Genomic DNA, 26965 nt, shown 5'->3' with positions numbered 1-26965 from the left:
AGACGTCGGGCCGGACAGAAGCCTACCCGGTGCGACATCCTCCAGCCTGAGCGATGGCCCACCGCCCGAGTGTGAAACGATCGTCCCATGAAGGGAATCATCCTGGCCGGAGGCTCGGGCACCCGGCTGCATCCGATCACCCTGGGGGTGTCGAAGCAGCTCGTCCCCGTGTACGACAAGCCGATGATCTACTACCCGCTGTCCACACTCATGCTCGCCGGGATCCGAGAGGTGCTGGTCATCACCACGCCGCACGACGCCCCGTCGTTCCACCGGCTTCTTGGGGACGGGTCCCAATTCGGCATCTCGCTCTCGTTCGCGCAGCAGCCGTCGCCCGCCGGCCTCGCGCAGGCATTCACGATCGGCGCCGACTTCATCGGTGATGACGCCGTCGCGCTCATCCTCGGTGATAACCTGCTGTACGGCCCCGGCCTGGGTACACGCCTCGCGCGCTTCGAAGGCGTCGACGGCGGAGCCGTGTTCGCGTACTGGGTCGCCGACCCGGGGGCGTACGGCGTCGTCGAGTTCGACGGCGAAGGCCGTGCTATCTCGCTCGAAGAGAAACCCGAAGAGCCCAGGAGCAACTTCGCCGTCCCCGGCCTGTACTTCTACGACAACGACGTCATCGAGATCGCACGCTCGCTTCACCCCAGCGCTCGGGGGGAGTACGAGATCACCGATGTCAACCGCACGTACCTGGAGCGGGGCAAGCTCGCCGTCGAGGTGCTCCCGCGCGGAACGGCGTGGCTCGACACCGGAACGTTCGACCAGATGACGGACGCAGCGGACTATGTTCGCACGATGGAGAGGCGCACAGGGATGAAGATCGGCGCACCGGAGGAGGTGGCGTGGCGGCAGGGCTTCCTCGATGACGAGGCGCTTCGCGTGCGCGCCGAAGCCCTTACGAAGTCAGGCTACGGACGCTACCTCCTCGGACTGCTGGAGCGGGGCCGATGATGCGCCGCCTGCTCGTCACCGGCGGAGCCGGATTCATCGGGTCGAACTTCGTCCACCACGTGATCGCCCATACGGACGACCACGTGACTGTCCTTGACAAGCTCACCTATGCCGGAAACACTGCCTCGCTCGACGGGATCCCGGCCGAGCGTCTCGCGTTCGTCCGCGGCGACATCGCGGACGCTGAACTGGTCGACCAGCTGTTCCCGCGCGTCGACGCGGTCGTGCACTTCGCCGCCGAGTCGCACAACGACAATTCGCTGCACGATCCTCGCCCGTTCCTGGACACCAACGTGATCGGCACCTTCACGCTCCTGGAAGCCGCGCGCCGGCACGGGACGCGGCTCCACCACGTGTCGACCGACGAGGTGTACGGCGATCTCGAACTGGGCGACCCGTCGCGATTCACGGAGTCCACCCCTTACAACCCGTCCAGCCCGTACTCATCCACGAAGGCGGGCTCGGACCTTCTCGTGCGTGCGTGGGTCCGCTCGTTCGGAGTGCAGGCGACCATCTCGAACTGCTCCAACAACTACGGGCCGTATCAGCACGTCGAGAAGTTCATCCCCCGCCAGATCACGAACGTGATTCGCGGTAACCGACCGAAGCTGTACGGGACCGGCGAGAACGTCCGCGACTGGATCCACGCCGATGACCACTCGTCGGCGGTGCTGGCGATCCTCGATCGGGGGGAGGTCGGCGAGACCTACCTGGTGGGTGCCGACGGCGAGAAGGACAACAAGGCGGTGGTCGAGTCGATCCTCGAGCTCATGGGTCGGCCGCGGGATGAGTACGACCATGTGACGGACCGGGCCGGCCACGACCTGCGGTACGCGATCGACCCCACGAAGCTGCGCACCGAGCTCGGCTGGGAGCCGCGCTTCAGGGATTTCGACGCGGGCCTTGCCGACACCATCCGCTGGTACCGCGAGAACGAGTCGTGGTGGGCGTGTGCGAAGGACGGCGTCGAGGCGTTCTACGCGTCGCAAGGGCAGTGATGACGAGGTTCGGAAAGCCGTTGACGTCCACCGGCACGTCGATCCCCGGCCTCGTGCTCTGGGACCTGCCCGTCCACGGCGACAACCGCGGCTGGTTCAAGGAGAACTGGCAGCGGGAGAAGATGACGGCGGCCGGATTGCCTGCGTTCGAACCGGTTCAGAACAACATCTCGTTTAACGACGCCGCGGGCACGACGCGCGGTATCCACGCCGAGCCGTGGAACAAGTTCGTGTCGGTCGCGACAGGTCGCGTCTTCGGTGCCTGGGTCGACCTGCGAGAGGGTCCCACGTTCGGCGCGGTCGTAACGGCCGAGATCGATCCTTCGCGAGCGGTCTTCGTGCCGCGCGGTGTCGGCAACGCTTATCAGACGCTGGAGCCCGACACGGCGTACGTGTACCTGGTCGACGATCACTGGTCCGCGGATGCCGCGTACACGTTCCTCAACGTCGCCGACGAGACGGCGTCGGTGCCGTGGCCCATCCCGCTGGAGCACGCGGAGATCTCCACGAAGGATCGTGCGCACCCGCGGCTTGCCGACGTCCAGCCGGTGCCGCCACGCAAGATACTCGTCGTCGGAGCGGACGGGCAGTTGGGGCGCGCGCTGCGGCACGAGTACGCAGGCGCGGCGCACGTCGAATACGCCGTCCGCACTCAGGTCGATCTCACGTCGCCGACCCTGCACTCCGCGCGGCGCTGGGGGGACTACGACGTCATCGTCAACGCGGCGGCCTACACAGCGGTGGACGCTGCGGAGACGGCATCCGGCCGCAGAACGGCCTGGTCCGTGAACGCCTCGGGAGCCGCCACGCTCGCGAATCTCGCCACTCAGCATGGGATCACGCTGGTTCAGATCTCGACGGACTACGTCTTCGACGGCACACTCGACCGTCCCTATCGCGAGGATGACGCGCTGTCGCCGCTGGGAGTCTACGGCCAGACGAAAGCGGCCGCCGACCTCGTGGCGGCCACGGTGGCGCACCACTATGTGATCCGCACATCCTGGGTGGTGGGCAGCGGGAAGAACTTCGTGCGAACCATGGCGGCGCTGGCGAAGCGCGGCGTCGACCCGGCTGTCGTGGAGGATCAGATCGGTCGGCTGACCCCGGCGACCGAGCTGGCACGAGGTATCCGTCACCTTTTGACCGTCGAGGCACCCTCCGGCGTCTACAACCTCACAGGCGGAGGCGCTGCCGTCAGCTGGGCTGACGTCGCACGCCGCGTGTTCGCGCTGACCGGGTACGACCCCGCCCGCGTCCGGGGCGTGACCACCGCGGAGTACTTCGCGTCTGCCGAGGGGCCTGTCGCGCCGCGTCCCCGCAACAGCGTCCTGGATCTGTCGAAGGTCGAGGCGACGGGTTTCGTCCCGGCGGACCCGCTGGCGGCGCTCGACGAGGCGCTGGCGCCCTGACTCGCCCTGCGGCACTACCCCGCCGTCCCGTGCGGTCCCTGGTCGTGGGGAAGCCCGGAGCCGCTCGCGCCCGCCCCGCCGCCGGCATCCGTCCCGCTGTCCAGCCGCTCGCGCCACGAGCGGGACTGGCCCGCGCGCACCGCGCACAGCACGAGCATCAGCCAGCCGAGGCCGGTGAGCGTGAAGCTCTCGAACATCGAGTCGACCAGGAGCGCCACGAGGATGAGCGGTGTCCACGCGTACACCACCGAGCGACGCTCGCCGGCGACCAGCCACGCGCGCGCGAGGGCGAGGGCGCCCAGGGCGAGGAACAGCACCAGCCCCACCCAGCCGAGCTGCAGCGCCACGTCGAAGTAGGCGTTCAACCCGGTGGCGTGGTCGGCGTCGACCCAGAAGTTGATGGCGTTGAAGGGGTACTCCCGCGGGTCCCACACACCGAACCAGCCGAATCCCTGCACGGGCCTCTGCCGCAGGATGTCGACCATGAAGTTCCAGAGGTCGACGCGCATGGAGAAGTCCGTGCCGGCCCCGAGCAGGGCGATGATCGGATGCCGCGCCGCATAGCCGACGAAGACGCCGACGACGACCAGGGCGCCGAGGGCGAGCTGCAGTCCGGCGCGACGCTCGGGGCGCGCGTGGCGCACGAGCGCGAGGGCGCCGACGGCCAGGCCCACGGCGAGGGCGAGGACGACGACCGTGGGGGAGTCGCTCAGGGCGGCCAGGCCGCCCGCCAGCACGACGGAGGCCACCGACACGCCGGGCGCGACGGACTGCGTGCGGTACTCGATCAGGAAGGTGATGAGAGCGAGCACGGCGACGAAGCCGAGGAGGTTGCGCGTTCCGAAGATGCCCTGGACCGGGCCCAGCTGTGCGAGGTTGCCCTGCACGCTGAGGAAGCGGAACGGGACGTCGAGCAGGATGCCGGAGAGCACCTCGACGGCGAGGGAGAGCCCCAGGAGCACGCGGAGCACGTCGCCGAGGGCCCGGACGGTCTGCAGCGTGTCCCGCACGTGTCCGATCACCACGGCGAGGAAGGCGATCGCGGCCATCGAGACCCAGCTCCAGAACGAGGTGGTCGGCTCGCCGCTCCAGAAGACGCTCGCCAGTGCCCAGCCGACGAACACGACCACGCTCGTGGGCACCAGCCGCAGGAGCGAGACCTCGCCCCGGCGCACCATCATCACCGCCGCTCCCAGCACGCACAGCCCGGCGACCACGGTGACATAGGTGACGTGCCCGGCGATGCGCTCGATCGCGAAGGACGCGAAGACGGTGCCGAAGACGGTGACGGTGAACGCGCGGGCGAAGGATGCCGAGTTCAGCAGCGCCCCCGGCCATCCGGGTGCCGTCGGCGCGGGCGAGTCGCTCACGCGCCCGGCCCCGGGCGGTCGCGGGGGACGGACTCGTCCGGGCGGACGGCCTCACCGCGCTCGATCGCGGCCGATTGCTCGGCGGGACCGACCCCCACGTGCGGGGACTGCTTGATCTTGCCGCCGAGCATGACGACGAAGAGCCAGCCCCACAGCAGCAGCGGGCTGGACTCGGCCAGCCCCTGCACCAGGAGGATCGCCCCCACCAGCGTGGGCAGCAGGGTCAGCGGCGAGTACGGCCGGTCGGCTCGGAGATCCCAGCGCGGCCGGTCGACGGCGAAGAACCACGAGCGCCAGATGAAGGCGAAGAAGAGCAGCGCGAGCAGCACCACGCCGACGATCCCGAGCTGCATCGACACGTCGATCCACATGCTGTGCGCCTGCATGACGGTCTGGCCGTGATCGACCACCCAGCCGTCGAACGCCGGATCCGACGGGATCCACGGCGTCGCGTAGCCCCAGCCGACCCACGGCCGCTCCGCGGTGCGGGCCAGCACCGCGTCCCAGATGCGCTCCCGGCCGGTGAGGTCGGCGCTGCGTCCCAGGGCGCTGAAGACGGCATCCCGCAGCAGCCAGAGCGCCACCAGGCCACCCACGCCCACGACGAGGTATCCCAGGTAGAACTTCGTCCGCTCGCCCGGCTTCGTCGCGCGGCGCATGAGGAGCGCGGTGACCAGCACCACGGCCACCGCGGCGGCGGCGAGGTAGGCCGTGGCCGAGGACGCGCGGACGAAGAGGAAGGCCGCCGATCCGATCCAGATCCACAGCGCCACGCGGCGGGGCGCGCCCGCGGCCAGCCGGATCGCGAAGACGATGATCGCCAGCAGCGCCACCGGGCCGAGCAGGTTGGCGTTGCCCATGATGCCCTGGATGCGCTCAGGGAAATCGAAGAGGTTGTTCCGCGACCAGTACTCGATCGGATCGTCGGCCTTCTCGACGACCCAGCCGGGCATGATCGGCTCGCCGATGACGACCGACACCCACAGCTCGAAGAGGATCGACAGCGCGACGACCCACTTCAGCGCGGACGCGACCGCACCCACCAGCTCGCGCCACGTCAGGACGCTGCCGATGAAGAGCGCCTGCAGGGTCGTGATGTACAGCAGCAGCAGGGTGATCGCCGTGGTCTGCGGCCACGCCGACCACGCCAGCGACGCCGTCGCCCACACGACGTAGGCCACGACGAACCAGGGCAGGCGGCGCCACTGCACCGGAGGGCGGACGACGATCCACAGCACCGCCGAGAGGACGCCGCCGCCGATGGTCACGACGGCCGCCGGAAGCTCTCCGAACGCGTTGACCCATGCCGTGCCGGACAGCGACATGAACAGGACGAAGATGCACCAGCCGCGCAGCAGCAGGTGGCCGGTCTTCTCGCGGACCGGCGGTCCGGGCGGCGCCGACGCCGGATGCTTCGAGTGGACGGCCATCGCTCTCAGAGTACCCGCGCGACCCCGTCCGCCCCGCCGCTCGCAGGACCCCGCGCCGCGCGACCGGAGGCGGGTCCGCGGATGACGCACGGCGAGGAGGGGTGCGAGGGCCGTGGCTAGGCTGAGGCGCGTGCTGATTCCGCTTGCGAACGACCCCCGCGACTACGCGTGGGGCTCCCCGTCCCTGCTGGCAGAGCTCGAAGGGCGCGAGCCGTCCGGCCGCCCCGAGGCCGAGGTGTGGTTCGGCGACCACCCGGGGGACCCGGCCGACACCCCGGACGGGCGCACGCTGGACCGCTGGATCGCCGAGGACGGCGCCGCCGCCGGCGTGGACGGACCGCTGCCGTACCTGCTGAAGCTCCTGGCTGCGGCATCCGCCCTGTCCATCCAGGCGCATCCCTCCATCGCCCAGGCAGAAGCCGGCTTCGCGCGCGAGGAGGCCGCCGGGATCCCCCGGGACGCGGGCGAGCGCACCTACCGCGACCGCAACCACAAGCCGGAGCTCATCGTGGCGCTGAGCGAGACCTTCCGCGCGCTGGCGGGGCTGCGCGAGATCGACGCGACGCGCCGCCTCGTGCACGAGCTGGGTGCGGGAGCGGCTCCGCTGGCCGACAGGCTCGCCGATCCGGATGCCTCGCTCGCGGCCGTCATCGGCTGGGTGCTGTCGGACGGCGCCGACGCGGCGAAGGAGATCATCGCCGCCGCGGTCGCCGCCCGCTCCGACGAGTTCGCCGCCGAGCTGGAGCTCGCCCGCACGCTGGACGAGGCGTTCCCCGGCGACCCCGGCATCGTCGTCGCGCTGCTGATGAACCTCGTGACCCTGCGCCGCGGCGAGGGGCTGTTCGTGCCGGCGGGGGTCCTGCATGCCTACCTCGAGGGGCTCGGCGTGGAACTCATGGCAGCCAGCGACAACGTGCTGCGCGGCGGCCTGACCCCCAAGCACGTGGATGCCGCGGAGCTGGTCGGCGTGCTCGACCCTGCGCCGGGCCTTCCGCCCGTGATCCGGGCGCGGCCGGTCGGCGACGGCGTCGGTCGCTACGACGTCCCGGTCGAGGACTTCGCGCTGCTGACCGCCTCGCCGCGCGACGACGCGGGCATCGACGTGCCGCTCGAGGGCCCCGCGATCGCCCTCGCGACCGGCGGCGCCGTCACCGTGTCGGGTCGCGCCTCGGGCGGACGGGCGGAGCTGGTGCCGGGCGCCGCGGTGCTCGTCACCCCGGACGAGCGGGGAGTGCGGGTGTCGGGCGAGGGTGAGCTGTTCATCGCGCTGCCGGGGCGGTGAGGACGCCCCAGGGCGGCTTTCTCACCGGACCGTTACACAGTGCGACACGCCGTCGGCGCGTCGTGAAGGTTCAAGAGCCGGTTGAGCCTTTACTATCTGCGACTTGACCTCACCGAACTACACGGGTGTAATTAGCCGTACACGCACCAGCGTGGAGCAGGATCTCGGGGGGTGAGAACGACATGACGGTTTCGCAATTCCGTTCCGGCGTTCCCGACGACTGGTTCGTCGATCCGGTTCAACTGGGGGTTCCGGGGGTACGCCGCAACGTCGACGCGGAAGAAGACAATCCGCTCGCGTGGCAGACCGACGCACTCTGTGCGCAGACCGATCCGGAGGCGTTCTTCCCTGAGAAGGGCGGCTCCACCAGAGATGCCAAGCGCATCTGCACGTCGTGCGACGTTCGGGGGGAATGTCTCGAGTACGCGCTGCAGAATGACGAGCGGTTCGGCATCTGGGGCGGGCTGAGCGAGCGGGAGCGTCGCAAGCTGAAGCGCCGAGCGGGCTGAACGCACGCCGCGGCCGACCGGTCCGATCCGGTCGGCCCGGCGCGTTCGCCCGGCGTGACGGATCTGCACGCCTAGGCTGACGAAGACATGCCCGCCGACACGCCGAACAGAGTCCACGCCGTCCTGGTCGTGCGTCCCGACGGGCGCACTCCGGCCGCGTTCCATCTCCGCCGGAGCCTCGCGGCGCTCGGACAGCAGTCGCGTTCGGTCGACACGCTGACCGTCGTCGTCTGCGGCGGCGACGACCATCTGTTCGAGGTCGCCGATGCCGGCAGGCCAGACGTCATCCTGCGCGCGCCGGCGTCGACCGGATTCGCCGCCGCGGTGGCGCAGGCCACGGGCGATCTCGGCGACGGCGTGGTATGGCTCCTGGCCCAGGACACCGCACCCGAGCCGGACGCGCTGGCGCGACTGCTCGGCGCGCTGGAGCGGTCGCCGTCGGTCGCCTTCGTCGCCCCCAAGCTCGTGCGGTGGGACGATCGCTCCGAGATCGTGTCCCTCGGCGTGGGCATGACGCGCTTCGGGCGCTCGGTCGGGCTCGCCGACGACGAGCTGGACCAGGGTCAGCACGACGCCCGCGAAGACGTGCTCGGCACCGACGTGCGCGGCATCCTGATCCGCGCCGACGCCTGGAAGCGACTCGGCGGACTCGACAGGGGCCTCGCGGGCGCGGACGAGGGATTGGATCTGGGGGTGCGCGCACGGCTCGCCGGCGGGCGCGTCTCGCTGGTGCCCAGCGCGCTGGTCGCGGTCGCGGGGGACGGCGTGGCAGGCCTTCCCGTTCCGCTCACGCCGCAGCGGCGGCGCCGAACGGCATACGCCGTTCGCCTGGCGCAGCTGCACCGCCGCCTCGTGTACGCGCCGGCGCCGGCGGTGCCGCTGCACTGGCTGACGATCCTGCCGCTCGCGGTGTGGCGGACCATCGCGGACCTCGCCCGCAAGCAGCCGGGCCGCATCGCGCCCGAGTGGGCGGCGGCCGCCGTCGCGCTCGTCGGGTTCGCGTCCGTGTGGCGCGGGCGGCGGCGCCTGCGCAGCGCCCGCACGGCGTCGTGGGCGCTGCTGGCGCCGCTGCGGACCAGTCAGGCCGAGCTGCGCGAGCGGCTGGACGACGAGCCCGAGGTGGCGATCGGCGGGCACCGGCGCAGCGACCTGCGGTTCTTCTCCGGCGGCGGCGCGTGGCTGGTGCTCGCGGCGCTGGTCGGATCCATCGCCGCCTTCCCCGCGCTCCTGGCCTGGCCGGTGCTGGGCGGGGGAGCGCTGCAGCCCCTCGCGACGACGGTGGGGCAGCTGTGGAACGACGCGGCTTTCGGGCAGCGTGCCCTCGGCCTTGCGACCATCGGGCCGGCCGACCCGTTCGCGGCGGTCGTCGCCGTCCTCGGCTCGCTCTCGCCGTGGGCGCCGTCCCGCGGGCTCGTGCTGCTGTGGATCGCCGCGCTCCCGCTCGCCGCTCTGGGCGGATGGTTCGCGGCGACGCGCGTCACCGAGCGCTCGGGGCTCCGACTCCTCGGCGGCGCCGTCTGGGCGCTCGCTCCCACCTTCGTGATCGCCCTCATGCAGGGCCGGCCGACCGGTGTGATCCTGCACCTGCTCCTGCCGTGGCTGTTCTACGCCGGCTCGGTCGCCCACCGCTCCTGGGCGGGTGCGGGCGCCGCCTCGATCCTGCTGGCCGCCGTGCTCGCGACCGCGCCGTCCCTCGCCCCCGCGATGGCGCTGATCTGGATCGGCGCGGTGCTGCTGGCCGTCTTCGGCCGGGCGGGGCACGGCGTGGCGCGGCTGATCTGGGCGCTCGTGCCCACCATCGCCCTCGCTCTGCCCCTCGTCTGGCACAGCCTCGCGGGCGGCAGCGCCTGGAGCCTCGTGGCCGACCCCGGCGTCCCGTGGCCGGGACCCCAGGTCGCGGCGGACGCCGCTGGTCGGGCCCTGCTCGCGGCGGGCATCCCGACCCCCGACCTCGCCGGATGGGCAGCGCTCCTCCCGGAGGGCCCGACGTGGTGGGTGCCGCTGCTGAGCGTCCCGCTCGCGCTCCTCGCCCTGGCGGCCCCGCTCACGCAGCGCTGGGCCGTGGGCACGGGCCTCCTCGTCGTGACGGCGCTCGGACTGGCGACGGCCTTCGCGGCCGCGGGCGTGTCGGTCCAGTTCATCCAGTCGCTCACCGTGCCGCTGTGGCCGGGAACCGCGCTGAGCCTCGCCTGGCTGGGAGCGCTCGGCGGCGCGCTCGTGGCACTGGATGCCGGGCTCGCGCCGCGGGTCGCCCTCGTGCGGGGCGTCGCCGCCGCGCTCGTCTTCGGGTGCGCCGTGGTGCTCGCGCTGCCCTCCCTCACCGCGTTCACCCGCGGTGCGGCGACGCTCGCCAACGGCCCGGCCAGCACCCTCCCGGCGTTCGTCGCCGCGGAGGGCCGCGAGGATCCGGACGTCGGGACGATCGTGCTGACCCCGCAGGCCGACTCCGGTGTCGCCGCCCAGGTGGTGTGGGGCGCGAGTGAGACGATCGGCGGCCAGACCACCCTGCTGTCCGCCCGCACGGAGCCCACGGCGCAGGACGCCGAGCTGGCCAGGCTCGCCGCGGACCTCGTGACGCCGTCCTCCGAGGACGTCGTCGCGCAGCTGGGCGAGAGCGGCATCGGCTTCATCCTGCTGGCGCCGGCCACACCGCCCGAGACCGACGCCGCCCGCACGGTGCGCCTGTCGGCGATGACGGCGCTCGGTCAGCGCGAGACGCTCGTGGTCGTGGGCGACACCGCGAAGGGCGAGCTGTGGCGCGTCGTCGACGAGGTGGCCGAGCGGCCTGGGGAGCCGGCATCCGTGTCGATGATCGCGTGGTGGATCGCCGCCGCGCAGCTCGTCGTCTTCGGCATCGCGCTGCTCCTGGCCGTGCCGACGGGCGCGTCGCTGCGCCAGGCGCGGCGCACGCCGCGGATCGTGGGACCGCACTGGCAGGAGGGGCGATGAGCGACCGACGCGTGTTCCGGTGGGCGACCTCGAGCGCCCGCCTCCTCATCGGCACGGCGGTGTCGATCTGTGCCGCGATCGCGGTGGTGACGGCGGTCTGGCTGCCGTGGCCGACCCTCGCGCGCTCGCCGCTGGAGGTGACGGCCACGCCGGCGCCCGCGGCGTCGATGATCGTGTGCGACGGTGCGCTCCTGACGATCGGGCGGGACCCGACCGACGCCGACGCCGTTCAGGTGGCCGTGCCGCAGTCCGTCGTCGGCGGCGTGGCCGAGGGCGAGCCCGCCGACGAGGAGCGGCTCGAGACGGTGGACGTGGGCGAGGGCCCCGTCGCGTTCGTCGCCCAGCCGGTCGGCGACGAGGCGGTGGACATCGCCGCCACCGGCTCCGCCACCGCGGCGGAGCCCGACCTCGCCGGATTCGCCGCGTCGGCGTGCCGCCCCCCGCTGCTGGACTCGTGGCTGGTGGGCGGGTCGGCGACGACGGGCGCGGCGGATCTGGTGCTGCTGTCGAATCCGGGGACGGTGGCGGCGACCGTGCAGCTCACCGTGTACGGCGTGGACGGGCCGCAGGTTCCCCCCGGCGGCTCGGACCTCGTGATCGCCCCCGGCACGCAGCGGGTCATTCCGCTGGCGGGCCTCGCGCTCGGCGAGGAGACGCCCGTCGTACGGGTCTCCGCGGTCGGCGCCCCCATCCACGCCTCGCTGCAGGCGAGCATCATCCGCACCCTCACGCCGGGCGGGGTCGACCAGGTCGGCCCCGTGCCGCAGGCGGAGACCCGCACCGTGATCACCGGCGTCACCGTCGAGCCCGACACCGGCGAGGACGACGGCGCGGCAGAGGCCCCGGCGGAGGCCACCGTGCTGCGGATGCTGTCGCCCTCTGCCGCGGCCACCGCCCGGGTCACCGTCAATGCGGTGGGACGGGCGGAGTCGGTGCGCGAGCCGCAGGAGGTGGCGCTCGAAGAGGGACGCCCGCTGGCGTTCGCGCTGGACGGCCTCAGCACCGGCACCTACACGGTGACGGTGGAGGCGGACGCCCCCGTCGTCTCGGCGGTCTGGCAGACCACGGGCGTCGAAGAGGGCGACGACTTCGCGTGGTACACGCCGTCGCCCGAGGTCGCGGTGCCGTCGCTGTTCGCGACGCCCGGCGGCCCGACGCCGACGCTCTCGATCGTGAATCCCGCCGCGGAGGCCGTCACCGTCGGCGTGGTCGCCGCCGACGGCGGCTCGACGATGGACCTCACGGTTCCCGCCCTCGGATCGGTGGCCGTGCGTCTCGCGCCCCGCACGCTGTACCTGTTCGAGCCCGACGCGCCGGTGCGGGCGGGGCTGACGTTCGCCGGCGACGGCGCGCTGGCCGGCTTCCCGATCTGGCCGGCCGACGTCGCCACGCCGGAGATCGTCGTCTACCCGTAGTCCGCCGCGGGCCGCGTCTCGATCCGAGTCGCGTCAGAAGTACCGGAAGCGCTCCGGCCCGAGATCCCAGGGGTCGCGGTCGAGGTACTCCGCCGCGGCCCGGAACACGGCGCCCTCCACGAGCATGCGTCGATGCAGCTCGTCGTCGCGGTGCAGGTGGCTCAGCCGCTCGATGGGGAGCCGGTACAGGATGATGCGTCGCTCGGCGGGCAGGACCGTCCAGCGGGGGATGCCGTCGGCGCCGGTCGCGGCAGGCATGTCGGCGACCTCGAACCGCACGTCGCGCAGCTCCGACCAGGCCGAGCGCAGGAACTCCGCCGCCGTTCCCACGGACAGGTCGAAGCGGTCCACGCGGGTGTCCAGCGGGGGCAGCGGCGGTCGGACGACGGAGCTCCGCCCCTCGCGCCCGTGGCGTCCGTGTCGCGACGCCCGCCGCGCCACGCGGTCGCTGGTCCGGGTCCGACGCCACGCCATGCCCCCATCCTAGGTCTCGCGCACCTCGCCGCGGCGCGGCATCCGTCGCTCCCGTCGATGGGGCAGTAGCGTCGAGCCGATGCGCGAGAGAGTCTGCTCCAAAGTCGGCTGCGCCCGTGAGGCGGTGTCGACGCTCACCTACGACTACGGCGACCAGATGGCGGCTCTCGGCCCCCTCGGCGCGGTGGGCGACCCGCACGCGCACGACCTGTGCGCGATCCACACCGACCGGCTCTCGGTTCCCAAGGGCTGGGTGGTGGTGCGCCACGAGACCCTGCGCGCCTGAGCCCGTTCGTGCGCCGGATCCGCATGGGAGAATGGGCGGATGCCGACTCACACCTCTGTCGCGCCCGCCGGCGCCCCCGCTGCTGAGGCAGCAGCCTCCGCTTTCGAGTTCGAGGTCGCCGACCTTTCGCTGGCCGAGGCGGGACGCCACCAGCTGCGCCTGGCCGAGAACGAGATGCCGGGCCTCATGGCGCTGCGCGAGGAGTTCGGTGCGTCGCAGCCGCTGAAGGGCACCCGCATCGCCGGGTCGCTGCACATGACGGTGCAGACGGCCGTGCTCATCGAGACCCTGGTCGCCCTCGGCGCGCAGGTGCGCTGGGCCAGCTGCAACATCTTCTCCACCCAGGACGAGGCGGCCGCGGCCGTCGTCGTCGGTCCGGCCGGCACCGTCGACGCGCCGGCCGGCGTGCCGGTGTTCGCATGGAAGGGCGAGACCCTCGAGGAGTACTGGCGCCTCGCCGACCGCATCTTCGACTGGTCGGCCGAGGGCTTCGACGGCCCGAACATGATCCTCGACGACGGCGGTGACGCGACCCTCCTCGTGCACAAGGGCGTCGAGTTCGAGAAGGACGGGGCGGTGCCGGATGCCGCGCCCGGCGACCCGGCCGAGTACCGGATCATCCTCGACACGATCCGCGCGAGCATCGCGCGCGATCCGCAGCGGTTCACGCGTATGGCAGCAGACCTGCTGGGCGTCACGGAGGAGACCACCACAGGCGTCCACCGCCTGTACGAGTTGGCGGCATCCGGCGATCTGCTCTTCCCGGCGATCAACGTCAACGACTCGGTCACGAAGTCCAAGTTCGACAACAAGTACGGCATCCGCCACTCGCTCCCCGACGGCATCAACCGTGCGACCGACGTGCTGATGGGCGGCAAGGTCGCCTTCGTGTGCGGCTACGGCGACGTGGGCAAGGGCGCGGCCGAGGCGCTGCGCGGGCAAGGCGCCCGCGTGATCGTGAGCGAGGTCGACCCGATCTGCGCGCTGCAGGCCGCGATGGACGGCTACCAGGTGGCGCCGCTCGCCGATGTCGCCGGCCAGGTCGACATCCTCATCACGGGCACGGGCAACAAGGACGTCGTCACCGTCGACGATCTGCTCGCCCTCAAGCATCTGGCGATCGTCGGCAACGTCGGGCACTTCGACAACGAGATCGACATGGCCGGGCTCGAGTCGCTCCCCGGCGCCGAAAAGGTCGAGATCAAGCCGCAGGTGCACGAATGGCGCCTGCCCAACGGACGCAGCGTGCTCGTGCTGAGCGAGGGCCGGCTGCTCAACCTGGGCAATGCGACGGGGCATCCGTCGTTCGTCATGAGCGCCTCCTTCACCAACCAGGTGCTCGCCCAGATCGAGCTGTTCACCCGGCGCGACGAGTATCCGACCGCGGTGTACACGCTTCCCAAGCACCTCGACGAGAAGGTCGCTCGCCTTCACCTCGACGCCCTCGGGGTGAAGCTGACCACGCTGACCGAGGAGCAGGCCGACTACATCGGCGTTCCCGTCCAGGGGCCGTACAAGCTCGACCACTACCGCTACTGACGCACCGCGCCGCAGCGGCGCGGATCAGCGCTCCGGGAAGCCGCGCGGCGGGGACGCCGCCGGTCCTGCCAGGGCGTCCGCGCGGGCGGTCTCCAGCTGCAGCGCCCGCAGCTCGCGATCGCGACGCAGCGCCATCACGCCGATGAGGAACGTCTCGGGATCGACGGGCGGCACCGGCGAGACGTGCTCAGCCGCCTCTCGTGCGAGGGATGCTGCCACCCGCGTGCGCGCGGCCGGCTGCATGCTCGTCGCCGACCGCGAGAACTGCGAGATGCGGCGCGAGAGCGGCTCGGGCAGCCGGGCGACATCGGCGACCGCCGCCCACCCGGTGAGGGCCGGCGGAACGCCGATCCACGCGTCGGGCAGGCGGGGCGTGCGCGTGCGCTCGGAGTAGGTGCCCGCGACGAGGTCGCCGAGTCGCTGCGACCGCGGCGTGAACGCGCCGACGAGGGCGGCGACGGCGCCGAGCGTGAACCACAGCTCGAAGACGCCGACGAGGGCGCGGATGAACGCGTGCCGGAAGCCCGCCGCTCCGCCGTCCGTGCGGACGATGCGCCCGCCCACGGCGAGGCGGCCGAGGCTGCGGCCGTGCGTGGTCGTCTCGACGACCGTCGGGATCACGACCATCACGAGAACGAGCACGACGATCGTCAGGATCGGCACCACCGTGCTGTCCACGGCCCCTACGCCCACGAGCCAGAGCATCCCCCACGCGAACAGCAGCAGGATCGCGACGCCGATCAGCATGTCGATCAGTACGCCGAGCGCCCGGAGGAAGAAGCCCAGCGGCTGGACGTCCAGCGCGACCGCCTCGCCGGTGAGGACCTCGTCCTGGTGGATGTCGACGACGGCGCCGCGGGAGACGCTCAGCGGCGGGACGGACGGCGGAGCGCTCATGGCTACAGTAAAGCGCATGGACCTCGACGCGCTCACGGCCGCCCGTCGCCAGGAGTGGGCCCGGCTGGACGAGCTCAGCCGCGCGCGGCGCCTGTCGGGCGCGGAGGTCGACGAGCTGGTGACGCGGTACCGGGCGGCATCCGCCGATCTCGCCGACGCGAAGACGTCGGCCGGGCGGAGCATCCAGAGCGACCACGTGTCGACCATGCTCGGCAGGGCGCGGCTGCGGCTCACCGGCGCCCCCGAGAACGTCATGCGGCAGATCCCGCGGTTCTTCGCGCTCCAGCTGCCGGCGGCGCTGTACCGCGTGCGCTGGACGACGCTCGTCATCGCGGCGGCGTTCCTGATGGTCGTCACGATCGTGGCCCTGTGGGTCTCGCAGGACGCCGCGCTCGTGGCGAGTCTGGGCAGCCGTGCGCAGCTCGAGCAGTACGCCGAGAACGACTTCACCGAGTACTACAGCGAGAACCCGGCGGCCGTGTTCGCCGGCACCGTATGGACCAACAACGCCTGGATCGCGGCGCAGTGCGTGCTGTTCGGCATCACGGGCGTGTGGCCGGTCATGGTGCTGGTCCAGAACGCCGTCGGCGTCGGCACCGCCGCCGCCGTGATGACGGCGTTCGACCGTGCCGACGTCTTCGTCCTCTTCATCCTCCCGCACGGCCTCCTCGAGCTGACCTGCATCTTCGTCGCCGGCGCGGCCGGGCTGCACATCTTCTGGGCCTGGGTGGCGCCCGGCGCCCGCTCGCGCGGCGAGGCGCTCGCGGCGACGGGCCGCTCGCTGGCCACGATCGCGATCGGGCTCGTCATCGCCCTCGGCGTCTCCGGGCTCATCGAGGGCTTCGTCACGGCGCAGCCCTGGCCGTGGCCGGTCAAGATCGGCATCGGCGCGGCCGCGCTCGCGCTGTTCCTCGTCTACATGCTGGTCGTGGGACGCCGCGCGCACCGGCTGGGGGAGACGGGCGACCTCACCGAGTACGAGACGGGCACCCCGACGCTCGTCGCCGGCTGAGCCACTACCACTGTTTTGAATGACTCAAAACAAAGCTACGATGGAGGGGTGACTCCGGCCCCCCACCTCGACGCTGCGCACGTCGACCCGATCGCGCGGCTGCGCGCGGCCGGCCTGCGGGTGACCGAGTCCCGGCGCGCGGTCGTCGCCGCTCTCGTCGAGCGTCCGCACGCCAGCGCGGACGAGCTCTACGGCGTCGTGGCTCGCACGGTGCCCGGCACGAGCCTGCAGTCCGTCTACAACGCACTGGGCGACTTCGTCGACGCCGGACTCGCGCGCCGGATCGAGCCGGCGGGTCGACCCGGCCTGTTCGAGCTGCGGGTCGACGACAACCACCACCACCTCATCTGCTCGCGCTGCGGCGCCGTGCAGGACGTCGACTGCGTGGTGGGCGAGGCGCCGTGTCTCACGCCCGCCGAGACCCACGGCTACGCGCTGCAGGTCGCCGAGGTGACCTTCTGGGGCGTGTGCCCCGCGTGCGCGGCGGAGGACGCCGGCGGCGCCGCCCCCGGGCGCGCCGTGCCCGCCGCATCCTGACTCACTCCGACCCGACAGCCCATCCCGATTGGAAGGAAGCCATGACCGACAGCAACGAGATCATCCCCGAGATCGGTGAGGACCTGCCCAACACCGACCAGGCGGTCACGCCGATCGACACCCCCGTCGACGAGCGCGAGGACGGCGAGACGCGTCCGCGCCCGAATCTCGACGAGTCGTGCCCGGTCATCCACGGCGGCGGTCAGCCGCACCCGACGACGGGCAACGCGAACAGCGTGTGGTGGCCGAACCAGCTGAACCTCAAGATCCTCGCCAAGAACCCGGCCGTGGCGAACCCGCTCGGCGACGACTTCGACTACAAGGCCGCCTTCGAGGCGCTCGACCTCGCGGCGGTCAAGGCCGACATCGCCCAGACCCTCACCACCTCGCAGGACTGGTGGCCGGCCGACTTCGGCAACTACGGTCCGCTGATGATCCGCATGGCCTGGCACAGCGCGGGAACATACCGCGTGACCGACGGCCGCGGTGGCGGCGGGGCCGGCCAGCAGCGCTTCGCGCCGCTGAACAGCTGGCCCGACAACGTCAACCTCGACAAGGCCCGCCGCCTGCTGTGGCCGGTGAAGAAGAAGTACGGCCAGTCGATCTCGTGGGCCGACCTGATGATCCTCGCCGGCAACGTGGCGCTCGAGTCGATGGGCTTCCGCACCTTCGGGTTCGCCGGCGGTCGTGCCGACGTGTGGGAGCCCGACGCCGACGTGTACTGGGGCCCCGAGACCACCTGGCTCGCCGACGAGCGCTACTCGGGCGAGCGCGACCTCGAGAAGCCCCTCGCCGCCGTGCAGATGGGACTCATCTACGTCAACCCGGAGGGGCCCAACGGCAACCCCGATCCGCTCGCGTCGGCCCGCGACATCCGCGAGACCTTCGGTCGCATGGCGATGGACGACGAGGAGACCGTCGCGCTGATCGCCGGCGGCCACACGTTCGGCAAGACCCACGGCGCCGCGCCCGACACGAACGTCGAGGACAACCCCGAGGCCGCCGGCCTCGAGCAGCAGGGCCTGGGCTGGAAGAACAACCACGGCACCGGCCACGGCGACGACACCATCACCTCGGGTCTCGAGGTCACCTGGACCTACCACCCCACGCGCTGGGACAACGAGTTCTTCCACATCCTCTACGCGTACGACTGGGAGCTCATGCGCAGCCCCGGCGGCGGCCACCAGTGGCGCCCGGTCAACGGCGGCGGCGCCGACATGGTGCCGATGGCCCACTCTAACGGCCGGCGCGAGCCCCGCATGCTGACGAGCGACCTCGCGCTGCGCACCGACCCCGAGTACGACCGGATCTCGCGCCGCTTCAAGGACGACCCCGAGGCGTTCGCCGACGCGTTCGCGCGGGCGTGGTTCAAGCTCACCCATCGCGACATGGGCCCGATCGACCGCTACCTCGGCCCCGAGGTCCCGGCGGAGGAGCTCCTGTGGCAGGACCGCGTCCCGGCCGTCGACCACGAGCTCATCGACGCGGCGGACGCGGCGGCGCTCAAGGCACGGATCCTCGACTCCGGTCTCACCGTCACGCAGCTCGTCGAGACGACGTGGGCCGCGGCATCCTCGTTCCGCGGCAGCGACAAGCGCGGCGGCGTCAACGGCGCCCGCATCCGCCTCGCGCCGCAGAAGGACTGGGAGGTCAACAAGCCCGCCCAGCTGGCGACGGTGCTCGCGCAGCTCGAGCAGATCCAGGCCGCGTTCAACGACGGCCGCACCGACGGCAAGAAGGTGTCGCTGGCCGACCTCATCGTGCTCGCCGGCAACGCGGCGGTCGAGAAGGCTGCCGAGGACGTGGGCGTCGAGGCCGAGGTGGTCTTCCACCCCGGTCGCACCGACGCCACGCAGGAGCAGACGGATGCCGCGTCGTTCGCGTTCCTCGAGCCGGCGGCGGACGGATTCCGCAACTACTACGGGCCGCAGGCGTTCATGCCCGAGGAGCACCACCTCATCGACCGCGCGAACCTGCTGACGCTCAGCGCGCCGGAGATGACCGTGCTCGTCGGCGGGCTTCGCGTGCTCGGCGCGAACTGGGACGACTCGGACTACGGCGTGTTCACCGATCGCAAGGGCGTTCTCACGAACGACTTCTTCGTGAACCTGCTGGACCTCGGCACCACCTGGAAGCCGCTCGACCCGGGCTCGCACGCCTTCTCGGGCGCCAAGGACGGCTCGGGCGAGCCGGTCGGCATCGGCACCCGGGTCGACCTGCTGTTCGCGTCGAACTCGGAGCTGCGTGCCGTCGCCGAGGTGTACGCCTCCGACGACGCCACCGAGAAGTTCGTGCGCGACTTCGTCAAGGCGTGGGGCAAGGTCACCGAGCTCGACCGCTTCGACCTCGTCTGAACGACGGCCACGACAGAGCGGCCCGCCCCCCATCGGGGGTGGGCCGCTCCGTCGTGTCGGCGCCTACTTGACGCGCGCCTCCGCCTGCACGGGCGGCAGCGTGCCCTTGGGCTCGAAGAGCGCGCGGTGCAGGACGCCGGCGAGGAGACCTCCGACGATCGGGAAGACGATGAACACCCACAGCTGGAGCAGCGCATCCGGGCCGCCGTAGATCGCCGAGGCGATCGAGCGGGCCGGGTTCACCGACGTGTTGTCGATGGGGATCGAGATGAGGTGGATCAGGGTGAGCGTGAGGCCGATGGCGAGGGGTGCGAGCGGCGCCGTTCCGCGCGTGGGATTGGTGACCCCGAGGATGATGAGCACGAAGATCGCCGTCAGCACGATCTCCGCGACGATCGCCGCCCCCATGCCGAACCCGCCGGGCGAGCCGAACTCACCGGTGCCGAACCCGTTGGCGGCGAAGCCGCCGTCCTGCGCGTTCGCCAGCCAGTCGTCGGTGCCGAACAGGCCGATCAGCACGATGACGGTGGTGCCCAGCGCGCCTCCGATCAGCTGCGCGACGATGTAGCCGATCGTCTTGTTCCATTCGAACCGCCCGGCCGCCGCGAGGCCGAGCGTGATGGCCGGGTTGAAGTGGCCGCCCGAGATCGGGCCCCACGCGTAGGCGCCCGCCACGACGGTGAGTCCGAACGCGAGGGAGACGCCGACGAAGGCGATGCCCAGCGGGTTGCTCTCCGACCCGGCCGGGAAGCTCGCCGCGAACAGCGCCGCGCCGACGCCGCCGAAGACGAGCAGAAACGTTCCCAGAGCCTCCGCGACGAGCCTGTTCACCGTGGTCGGCGGGATGGTGGTATCCGACATCTGCGGACTCCTTTCCTCGCCGCGAGGGTATCGGCATCCTCAGCGGATTCCCAGGATCGGTGCGGAGTTTCCGCTCAGAGGCGCCCCGCCGCCTTGAGGGCGAGGTAGCGGTCGGCGATCCGCGGCGGCAGGTCCTCGGGCGTCGCGGCGATGGCCTCGCCGCCGGCGCGCGCGACGGCGGCCGCGACGACGGCGGCGTCGTGCGCGCTCCGCTCGACCGCGGCGGCGCGGTACACGTCGGCGGCGTCCGGCCGCTCGGGAAGCTCGTCGGGCTCGTCCGTCACGGTGCCGACCAGCACGTGGGCTGCCCGCGAGAGTGCGGGCAGCGACCCGAGGAAGCCGCGGGCGGCCTCGGGGGCGTCCTGCGCGGTCAGGAGCACGACGAGCGACGGGCGCGAGGTGAGCGCGCGCACGTGTGCGAACGCCGCATCCCAGTCGGTGTCGATCAGCTGCGGCTCGACCGGCGCCATCGCGTCGACCATCGCGGGCAGGAGGGAGGGGCCGTCGACCCGCGTGACGCGGGCGCGGACGGTGCGGTCGAACATGAGCAGATGCACGTGGTCGCCCGCCCGCGTGGCGAGGGCGGCCAGCAGGAGAGCGGACTCCATCGCGGCGTCCATCCGCACGCCGTCGCCGACACGTGCGGCGGCGGTGCGTCCGGTGTCGATCACGATGACGACGTGGCGATCGCGCTCGGGTCGCCACGTGCGCAGCATCGTGGTGCTGGACCTCGCGGTCGCCCGCCAGTCGATCGATCGCACGTCGTCGCCGCGGACGTACTCCCTCAGGCTGTCGAACTCCGTGCCCTGTCCGCGCACCTGCACGCTGGTGTTGCCGTCGAGCTCGCGCAGCCGCGCGAGCCGTGACGGCAGGTGGCGCCTCGCGGTGAACGGCGGCAGGACGCGCACCGCGCCCGCGGAGTCCAGCCGCGTCTGACGCCCTGCGAGCCGCAGCGGACCGTCCGAGCGCACGACGACGAAGCGCGACCTCAGCTCGCCGCGCCGACGGGGGAGGAGCGGGATGCCGACGGTGCGGGCCTCGCCGGGAGGGATGGCGATCGTCGGTCGCTCGGGCGGTGCCCCCGCGGTCGGCTGCCACGCGTCACGCACGCGGCCCCGCACGGCTCGATCGCCGGTGTTGCGCAGCACCAGCTCCGAGAGCACCGGCTGCCCGAGCAGCACGCGTCGCGGCAGCCGCCTGGTCACGGCGATCCGGCGCGGGTCGGGCGCGGCGGCGGCGTCGCCGAGGGCCGCTGCCAGGCACAGCACCACCCAGCCCGCCGCCGCGAGCCACGCGTCCATCCCCGCCGCCGAGAGCAGCACGACGGGCACGGCTCCGAGGGCCACGAGCAGCGGAAGGCGACCGGTGACGTACATCGGCGTCAGATCGGCACGCGCGTCTGCTGGACCACCGAGCCCAGCACCGCGTCGACCGAGACGCCCTCGAGCTCGGCGTCGGGGCGCAGGCGGATGCGGTGGCGCCACGTCGGCAGGAGCATCGTCTGCACGTGATCGGGCGTGATCGCGGGGTAGCCGCCGAGCCACGCCCACGCCTTGGCCGCCGCGAGCAGCGCGGTGGCGGCACGCGGGCTCACGCCCAGCTGCACCGACGGGCTGCTCCGCGTGGCCTGGGCGAGGTCGACGACGTAGCCGAGGACGTCGTCCGAGACGGTGACGGATGCCGCGGCCCGCTGCGCTGCGCGGAGCTCGTCGGCCGTGGCGGCCCGTCGCAGGCCGGCGGCGGCGAGGTCGCGCGGATCGAAGCCGCCGGCGTGCCGACGGAGGACTGCCAGCTCGGCCTCACGCGCCGGCACGTCCACGATGAGCTTGAGCAGGAACCGGTCCAGCTGCGCCTCGGGCAGCGTGTACGTGCCCTCGTGCTCGATCGGGTTCTGCGTCGCGGCGACGAGGAACGGATCGGGGAGGCGGCGCGTCACTCCGTCGGTCGAGACCTGACGCTCCTCCATCGCCTCCAGCAGCGCGGCCTGCGTCTTCGGCGGCGTCCGGTTGATCTCGTCGGCGAGCACGACGTGAGTGAACACCGGCCCCTCGCGGAACTCGAACTCTCCCGTCCGCGCGTCGTACACCAGCGAGCCCGACACGTCTCCGGGCATGAGGTCGGGGGTGAACTGGATGCGCTTGGTGTCCAGGCCCAGCGCGGTCGAGAACGCCCGCACGAGGAGCGTCTTCGCGACGCCGGGCACCCCCTCCAGCAGCACGTGCCCGCGCGCGAGGAGCGCGATGAGCAGACCGGTGACGGTGCCGTCCTGGCCGACCACCGCCTTGCCGACCTCGAGGCGCACGCGGTTCATCGCCTCCCGCAGTGCGGCGTCGTCGAAGCCGGGAGGCTCGGGCGACGTGGGCGGCGCCTCGGCGGCGGTGTCGGCGGCCGGCGGCCGGGGGCCTGCGGGGGTGTCCGTCATCGGGGGCTCCTTTCGGGGCGGACGGCCGCGCGGACGGCGTCCTCGAGTTGTCGCAGTCGTGAGCTCAGCGCGACGAGCTCGGCGTCGCTGCGGGGGATGTCGTCGATCAGGATGCCGCGCACCGCCGCACGGTCCAGCCCCACGCGGCCCGCGGCCGCGTCGGCGATCTCGGGCGCGGCCGCGCTCGCCGCGAGGCCCAGCAGCCCGGCGAGGCGCCGCAGCGCCCCGATCCGGAGCCGGTCCGCGGCGTGCAGCGGGTCCCGGGCCCGCGCGTACAGGCGGGCGCGGCCCTCGGTGGTCTCGGAGGCGCGCACCGTCACGGGCAGCCGCTCGGCCACGAGCGGGCCGAAGCGCCGGCCCCGCCAGACGCCGGCCGCGATCCCTGCCACCAGCAGCAGCACGATGACGGGACTGACCCAGGGGGGCGTGAGCTCGCCGAGCGACGGATCGGCATCCGCGATGTCGGTGTCGCCGAGTCCCGGCACGTACCAGACGACGAGCGCATGCCGCCCCATCAGGTTCACGGCGAGGGCGGCGTTGCCGTCGTCGGCGAGCCGCTCGTTGGTGAAGAGCGCGCGGCCGTCGACGGCGGCGACGCGGCCGCGGTCGGTCTCGTGCACGAGCAGGCCGTAGCCGCCGGCGGACGGGTAGCAGGACGCCGTGTCCGCGCCCGGCGTGTACACGCCCCAGGGCCGCACGGCGCCGGCACGGACGGCGTCTTCGACGTCGCAGTCCGGGCGCGCGGTCTCGTCGGACGCGACGCCGGCGGGAGCCGACCCCGGCAGCAGCAGATCCAGCGTGCGGGCGCGCGGCTCGATCAGCACGACGTCGCCGGCGGCGCCCGCGAGGGTGTTCACCGCTTCGTCCGAGAGCGCCGGCGTGTCGGGGAGCACGAGCGTCCCGGCGGACCGCTCGAGCGCCTGGATGGCCGCCTCGCGGTCGCGCGCGACCTCGACCTCGACGCCGTGGGCGCGCAGGATCTGCACGAGTGCGCGCGCGCCGGTCGGGCCGGCCGAGGAGGGGTCGAGCGCGCCGCGCTGGGCCCACTGGTTCGCGGCCGAGACGGCCGCGCCCACCCCGCCGACGACGAGCAGCGCCAGGGCGATGGCGACCCACGCGCCCACGCGACGGCCGGGGCGGCGCCCGCCTGGGCTCTCGGCGTCCGCCGGGGGAGCGGCATCCGTCGCCCCCGGGCCGTCCGCGGCGCGGGCGGTGCGGGTCGCACTCACGCGGGGACCTCCTCGCGCAGCGCGGGACGTGCCGCGGTCACGGCGTCGTCGACGGACGCGACGAGGCGGTAGAGGTCACCGGTCCCCGGCCGCCGGAGATAGCGGACGTCGTCGAACGCCGTCGCGGCGTCCTCGAGGCGATCGGCGAGCGAGGGGAACGCTCCCGCCGCCGCCCGCGCGAAGGCGTGGACGGTCGCACCGGGCGGCGGGTCGACGACGCCGCGCTCGAGGCAGCCCCGTGCCAGCGCGCGGAAGCGCAGCACGATCGCGACGTCCCAATCCGACGCGCGGGCGCGCTCCTCGGCGGCGGCCCGCAGCTGCGCGGCGCTGCGCTGCTCGCGCTCGCCGAACAGCATCGGCGCGCGCGGCGCTGCGCGGCGGGAGACGCGGGGCATGCCCCACACCAGGAAGGCGGCGACGATGACGATCACGACGATCACCGCTGCCACGAGCGCGAAGGTCGTGCCCAGACCCCCCGTGAGGTCCGGGTTCAGCAGCGAGGCGATGAAGTCCCCGACGGCCCGCGCGATGCGGTCGATCGGCGTGGGTTCCGCGATGTCGTAGGCGGGGTCGGCGAGCTCGTCCTCGGCCCAGCGCCGCGCCTCGTCGCCGTCGGGCGTCAGCGGCGGCACGGCGTCGGCGAGGCGCGCGGACACGCGGAGCATCCCGGCGTTCAGGACCACGGCGACCCGCGGTCGGCGCCGTCCGGGGCGGCGCCGGGGGCGGTCCAGGTGGTCGGCGAGGCCTCCGGCTCGGCGGGCGTCCCGGGTCGTGCGGGATCCTGCCCGCCCGCACCGTCGGCGTCCGCGTCGGCGGGGCTCGCGGGAGCGTCGGAGAGCGCCACGGGCGGCGCCGGCTGCACGGGAGCCGCGGCGTACCCCGCGGGCTGCCCGTAGCCCGCAGGCGGCCCGTATACCGGGTGCGCCGGTGGGGGACCGTAGCCGGCGGGCGGGCCGTAGTCGGGCGCCGCGGCCCCGCGTGGTCCGAACACCGGCTGTGCGTAGCCGGGCGGGTATGCGGCGTAGCCGGGCGCGCCGTACGGTCCGGGCGCGATGCGCGGGGCGACGGCGCGCCCGACGTTCTCGCGGTAGGGATCCGGCAGACCGGCGGCCCCGGCATCCCGTCGCTCCACGTATGCCAGCAGATCGAGGTCGAGGCCCTCGCGGCGCATGCGGCAGTCGATGTAGATGAGCGCCGTCGCGGTGGACTGCACCACCACGGCGACGGACTGCAGCAGCAGGGTCAGCACCTGGGTCAGCAGCGTCGCCGCGAGGAAGCCGACGATGGCGGTCGGCTCGGGGTCGCCGGTCGGCGCGATGATCGTCGTGAGCCCCAGCGAGAGGAAGCTCATCGGGATGCTCACCACCTGCGCAACCGTGGCGAAGATGACGCTGATGACGAGGATGATCCCCAGCGCCGGCCAGAACCGGCCGCGCGTCAGCGTCCACGAGCGCGACAGCGCCTGGGGGATCGTGGCGTGCTCGACGATGATGGCGGCGGGCACGAGCAGCAGCTTGATCATGAGCCACCACGTGAGGGGGATCGCGGCGACGATCACGACGATCGTGAGCGCGATGGCCGCAGGCGGGGCCACGATCGCGACGCCGACGACCGCCAGCACCACGGCGGCGACGAGTGCGGCGACGGCCAGGACCACGAGCAGCGAGTAGCCGATGAGGCGCCACGCGATCGGCTTCACCTGCCGCCACAGCGCACCGAGGGTGAGCTTCTCGGCCACCGCCGCGTGCGTGACCTCCACCACGACGATGCCCTGCACGATCACGCTCAGCGCCCCGGCCGCCAGCGAGAGGACGATGCCCGCGACCGCGGTGAGCGCGATCGAGCCGGCCATCACGGTGTCGTACTCGTCGGTGCCCTCCTGCAGGGTGTCCAGGCGCGAGAACGACGCCCACATCACCAGCAGGACCCCGCCGAGCACCACGAGGTACGCGAGGGTCTGCACGACCAGCGCGAACCCGAGCAGCACCCGGGGATTCTGGCGCAGCGCGGCGAACGAGCGGCCCAGGATCGTCCCGAACGTGAGCGGGTGCAGCGGGATGATGCCGGGGCGGGACGCCGGCGTCCAAGCCGGGTACGCGGTCACGGTGGTCCTCTCTGGCGTGGGCGCCGCGCCGAGGGCGGTGCGGGTCGCCGTTGCCCCTATCGTTCCACATCACCCGGACGCCGCATCCGCTCCCACGGTCGGCGCGGCGCGGGGTCCCGCAGCGGCTCTCGGCGGGCGCTCAGGCGAGGTTCGGGCGGTCCGCGGTCGCTGTCGACTACTCTGTGGGGAGCGCATGGGGTCGGCGCTCGCCGTGGCCCGTGCCTGGACAGAAGGAACGAACCCGCGCGATGACTTCACGCATCCTGGTGGTCGACGATGACACCGCCCTCGCCGAGATGATCGGCATCGTGCTGCGCACGGAAGGATTCGAGACGGTCTTCTGCGCAGACGGCGCCCAGGCCGTCGAGGCCTGGCGGACCGAGCGTCCCGAGCTCATCCTGCTCGACCTCATGCTCCCGGGCATGGACGGCATCGAGATCTGCACGCGCATCCGTGCCGAGTCCGGCATCCCGATCATCATGCTGACCGCGCGGACCGACACCGCCGACGTCGTGAAGGGGCTCGAGTCGGGCGCGGACGACTACATCGTCAAGCCCTTCAACCCCAAGGAGCTCGTCGCGCGCATCCGCACGCGCCTGCGTCCCGCGTCCCAGCCCGCGAACGACACGCTGCGCATCGGCGACCTCACCGTCGACGTGGCCGCGCACGAGGTGCGCCGCGGCGACGGGCCCATCGCGCTGACGCCGCTCGAGTTCGAGCTGCTGGTCGCGCTCGCCTCGAAACCGCAGCAGGTGTTCTCGCGCGAGATGCTGCTGGAGCAGGTGTGGGGCTATCACTACAAGGCCGACACGCGCCTGGTGAACGTGCACGTGCAGCGACTGCGCGCGAAGGTCGAGAAGGACCCCGACAACCCCAAGATCGTCACGACGGTGCGCGGCGTCGGCTACCGCGCCGGTGCCGTCGTCTGAGG

General features: G+C 72.6%; 23 protein-coding genes. 13 read left to right on the top strand and 10 right to left on the bottom strand.

Annotation, left to right across the window (positions count from 1 at the left end; all coding sequences use genetic code 11):
- The first annotated feature begins 87 nt into the window (after positions 1–87).
- From rfbA to ACZBH1_RS01335, 3 genes are read left to right on the top strand one after another with little or no spacing between them, the layout of a single operon-like run.
- On the top strand, positions 88–957 hold the full coding sequence (gene rfbA, locus ACZBH1_RS01345) for a glucose-1-phosphate thymidylyltransferase RfbA (RefSeq protein ID WP_463645254.1): 870 nt from the start codon (positions 88–90) through the stop codon (positions 955–957).
- Positions 957–1955, top strand: a complete 999-nt coding sequence (gene rfbB, locus ACZBH1_RS01340; protein WP_463646639.1) for a dTDP-glucose 4,6-dehydratase — start codon at positions 957–959, stop codon at positions 1953–1955. Before rfbA ends, rfbB begins: the two co-directional genes overlap by 1 nt.
- Positions 1955–3364, top strand: coding sequence for a sugar nucleotide-binding protein (locus tag ACZBH1_RS01335; RefSeq protein ID WP_463645253.1), 1410 nt, complete (start codon positions 1955–1957; stop codon positions 3362–3364). The genes rfbB and ACZBH1_RS01335 overlap by 1 nt, the downstream gene beginning before the upstream one ends.
- 14 nt (positions 3365–3378) lie before the next feature.
- Here ACZBH1_RS01335 and ACZBH1_RS01330 read toward each other — a convergent pair whose 3' ends face one another.
- Together ACZBH1_RS01330 and ACZBH1_RS01325 are read right to left on the bottom strand one after the other, a co-directional pair.
- Positions 3379–4734: an O-antigen ligase family protein gene (locus ACZBH1_RS01330; RefSeq protein WP_463645252.1), complete on the bottom strand. Its 1356-nt coding sequence runs from the start codon at positions 4732–4734 to the stop codon at positions 3379–3381.
- Entirely contained in the window at positions 4731–6164 is a 1434-nt protein-coding gene (locus ACZBH1_RS01325) for an O-antigen ligase family protein (RefSeq protein WP_378882547.1), read from the bottom strand. The genes ACZBH1_RS01330 and ACZBH1_RS01325 overlap by 4 nt, the downstream gene beginning before the upstream one ends.
- A gap of 130 nt (positions 6165–6294) precedes the next feature.
- Between ACZBH1_RS01325 and manA the strand changes: the two genes are divergently transcribed.
- From manA to ACZBH1_RS01305, 4 genes are all read left to right on the top strand, one after another.
- Positions 6295–7446, top strand: a complete 1152-nt coding sequence (gene manA, locus ACZBH1_RS01320; protein ID WP_463645251.1) for a mannose-6-phosphate isomerase, class I — start codon at positions 6295–6297, stop codon at positions 7444–7446.
- Positions 7447–7628: 182 nt separating this feature from the next.
- The gene (locus ACZBH1_RS01315) at positions 7629–7955 is read left to right on the top strand and encodes a WhiB family transcriptional regulator (RefSeq protein ID WP_194397809.1); all 327 of its coding nucleotides are present in this window, start codon (positions 7629–7631) and stop codon (positions 7953–7955) included.
- A gap of 87 nt (positions 7956–8042) precedes the next feature.
- Positions 8043–10904: a glycosyltransferase gene (locus ACZBH1_RS01310; protein WP_463645249.1), complete on the top strand. Its 2862-nt coding sequence runs from the start codon at positions 8043–8045 to the stop codon at positions 10902–10904.
- Entirely contained in the window at positions 10901–12319 is a 1419-nt protein-coding gene (locus ACZBH1_RS01305; protein WP_452325261.1) for a DUF5719 family protein, read from the top strand. Before ACZBH1_RS01310 ends, ACZBH1_RS01305 begins: the two co-directional genes overlap by 4 nt.
- A 33-nt stretch (positions 12320–12352) precedes the next feature.
- On the opposite strand, the gene ACZBH1_RS01300 is transcribed toward ACZBH1_RS01305, so the two are convergent.
- The gene (locus ACZBH1_RS01300; protein ID WP_336398483.1) at positions 12353–12793 is read right to left on the bottom strand and encodes a metallopeptidase family protein; all 441 of its coding nucleotides are present in this window, start codon (positions 12791–12793) and stop codon (positions 12353–12355) included.
- Between the two features lie 79 nt (positions 12794–12872).
- Here ACZBH1_RS01300 and ACZBH1_RS01295 point away from each other — a divergent pair, with 79 nt between their 5' ends.
- The gene (locus ACZBH1_RS01295) at positions 12873–13079 is read left to right on the top strand and encodes a DUF3499 family protein (protein WP_109210080.1); all 207 of its coding nucleotides are present in this window, start codon (positions 12873–12875) and stop codon (positions 13077–13079) included.
- Between the two features lie 39 nt (positions 13080–13118).
- On the top strand, positions 13119–14618 hold the full coding sequence (gene ahcY / locus ACZBH1_RS01290) for an adenosylhomocysteinase (RefSeq protein WP_463645248.1): 1500 nt from the start codon (positions 13119–13121) through the stop codon (positions 14616–14618).
- Between the two features lie 24 nt (positions 14619–14642).
- Here ahcY and ACZBH1_RS01285 read toward each other — a convergent pair whose 3' ends face one another.
- Positions 14643–15515 (bottom strand): RDD family protein, encoded by an 873-nt coding sequence (locus ACZBH1_RS01285; protein WP_463645247.1) that lies wholly within the window; start codon positions 15513–15515, stop codon positions 14643–14645.
- A gap of 16 nt (positions 15516–15531) precedes the next feature.
- On the opposite strand from ACZBH1_RS01285, the gene ACZBH1_RS01280 reads away from it, so the two are divergent.
- From ACZBH1_RS01280 to katG, 3 genes are read left to right on the top strand one after another with little or no spacing between them, the layout of a single operon-like run.
- Positions 15532–16527: a stage II sporulation protein M gene (locus tag ACZBH1_RS01280; protein ID WP_336398486.1), complete on the top strand. Its 996-nt coding sequence runs from the start codon at positions 15532–15534 to the stop codon at positions 16525–16527.
- Positions 16528–16575: 48 nt separating this feature from the next.
- Positions 16576–17064 carry a Fur family transcriptional regulator gene (locus ACZBH1_RS01275; protein ID WP_463645246.1) on the top strand — a complete coding sequence of 163 codons (489 nt, stop codon included), beginning with the start codon at positions 16576–16578 and terminating at the stop codon, positions 17062–17064.
- 41 nt (positions 17065–17105) lie between these two features.
- The gene (gene katG / locus ACZBH1_RS01270; RefSeq protein ID WP_463645245.1) at positions 17106–19418 is read left to right on the top strand and encodes a catalase/peroxidase HPI; all 2313 of its coding nucleotides are present in this window, start codon (positions 17106–17108) and stop codon (positions 19416–19418) included.
- A 63-nt stretch (positions 19419–19481) separates the two neighbouring features.
- On the opposite strand, the gene aqpZ is transcribed toward katG, so the two are convergent.
- The 6 genes from aqpZ to ACZBH1_RS01240 all read right to left on the bottom strand — a co-directional run bounded on the left by aqpZ (position 19482) and on the right by ACZBH1_RS01240 (position 26034).
- Positions 19482–20279 carry an aquaporin Z gene (gene aqpZ, locus ACZBH1_RS01265; protein ID WP_336398489.1) on the bottom strand — a complete coding sequence of 266 codons (798 nt, stop codon included), beginning with the start codon at positions 20277–20279 and terminating at the stop codon, positions 19482–19484.
- Positions 20280–20353: 74 nt separating this feature from the next.
- Positions 20354–21655: a DUF58 domain-containing protein gene (locus ACZBH1_RS01260; RefSeq protein WP_463645244.1), complete on the bottom strand. Its 1302-nt coding sequence runs from the start codon at positions 21653–21655 to the stop codon at positions 20354–20356.
- 5 nt (positions 21656–21660) lie between these two features.
- The gene (locus tag ACZBH1_RS01255) at positions 21661–22701 is read right to left on the bottom strand and encodes an AAA family ATPase (RefSeq protein WP_463645243.1); all 1041 of its coding nucleotides are present in this window, start codon (positions 22699–22701) and stop codon (positions 21661–21663) included.
- Positions 22698–23930 carry a DUF4350 domain-containing protein gene (locus tag ACZBH1_RS01250; protein ID WP_463645242.1) on the bottom strand — a complete coding sequence of 411 codons (1233 nt, stop codon included), beginning with the start codon at positions 23928–23930 and terminating at the stop codon, positions 22698–22700. The genes ACZBH1_RS01255 and ACZBH1_RS01250 overlap by 4 nt, the downstream gene beginning before the upstream one ends.
- Positions 23927–24586, bottom strand: coding sequence for a DUF4129 domain-containing protein (locus ACZBH1_RS01245; protein ID WP_463645241.1), 660 nt, complete (start codon positions 24584–24586; stop codon positions 23927–23929). The genes ACZBH1_RS01250 and ACZBH1_RS01245 overlap by 4 nt, the downstream gene beginning before the upstream one ends.
- Before the next feature lie 17 nt (positions 24587–24603).
- Positions 24604–26034 (bottom strand): DUF7847 domain-containing protein, encoded by a 1431-nt coding sequence (locus ACZBH1_RS01240; RefSeq protein ID WP_463645240.1) that lies wholly within the window; start codon positions 26032–26034, stop codon positions 24604–24606.
- A gap of 248 nt (positions 26035–26282) precedes the next feature.
- Between ACZBH1_RS01240 and mtrA the strand changes: the two genes are divergently transcribed.
- Entirely contained in the window at positions 26283–26963 is a 681-nt protein-coding gene (gene mtrA / locus ACZBH1_RS01235) for an MtrAB system response regulator MtrA (RefSeq protein WP_336398493.1), read from the top strand.
- Positions 26964–26965: the final 2 nt, after the last annotated feature.

The organism is Microbacterium sp. ZXT2-5 (assembly GCF_055329545.1).
Note: the sequence above shows the minus strand (reverse complement) of the source record. Positions and strands in the feature narration are given on the sequence as shown.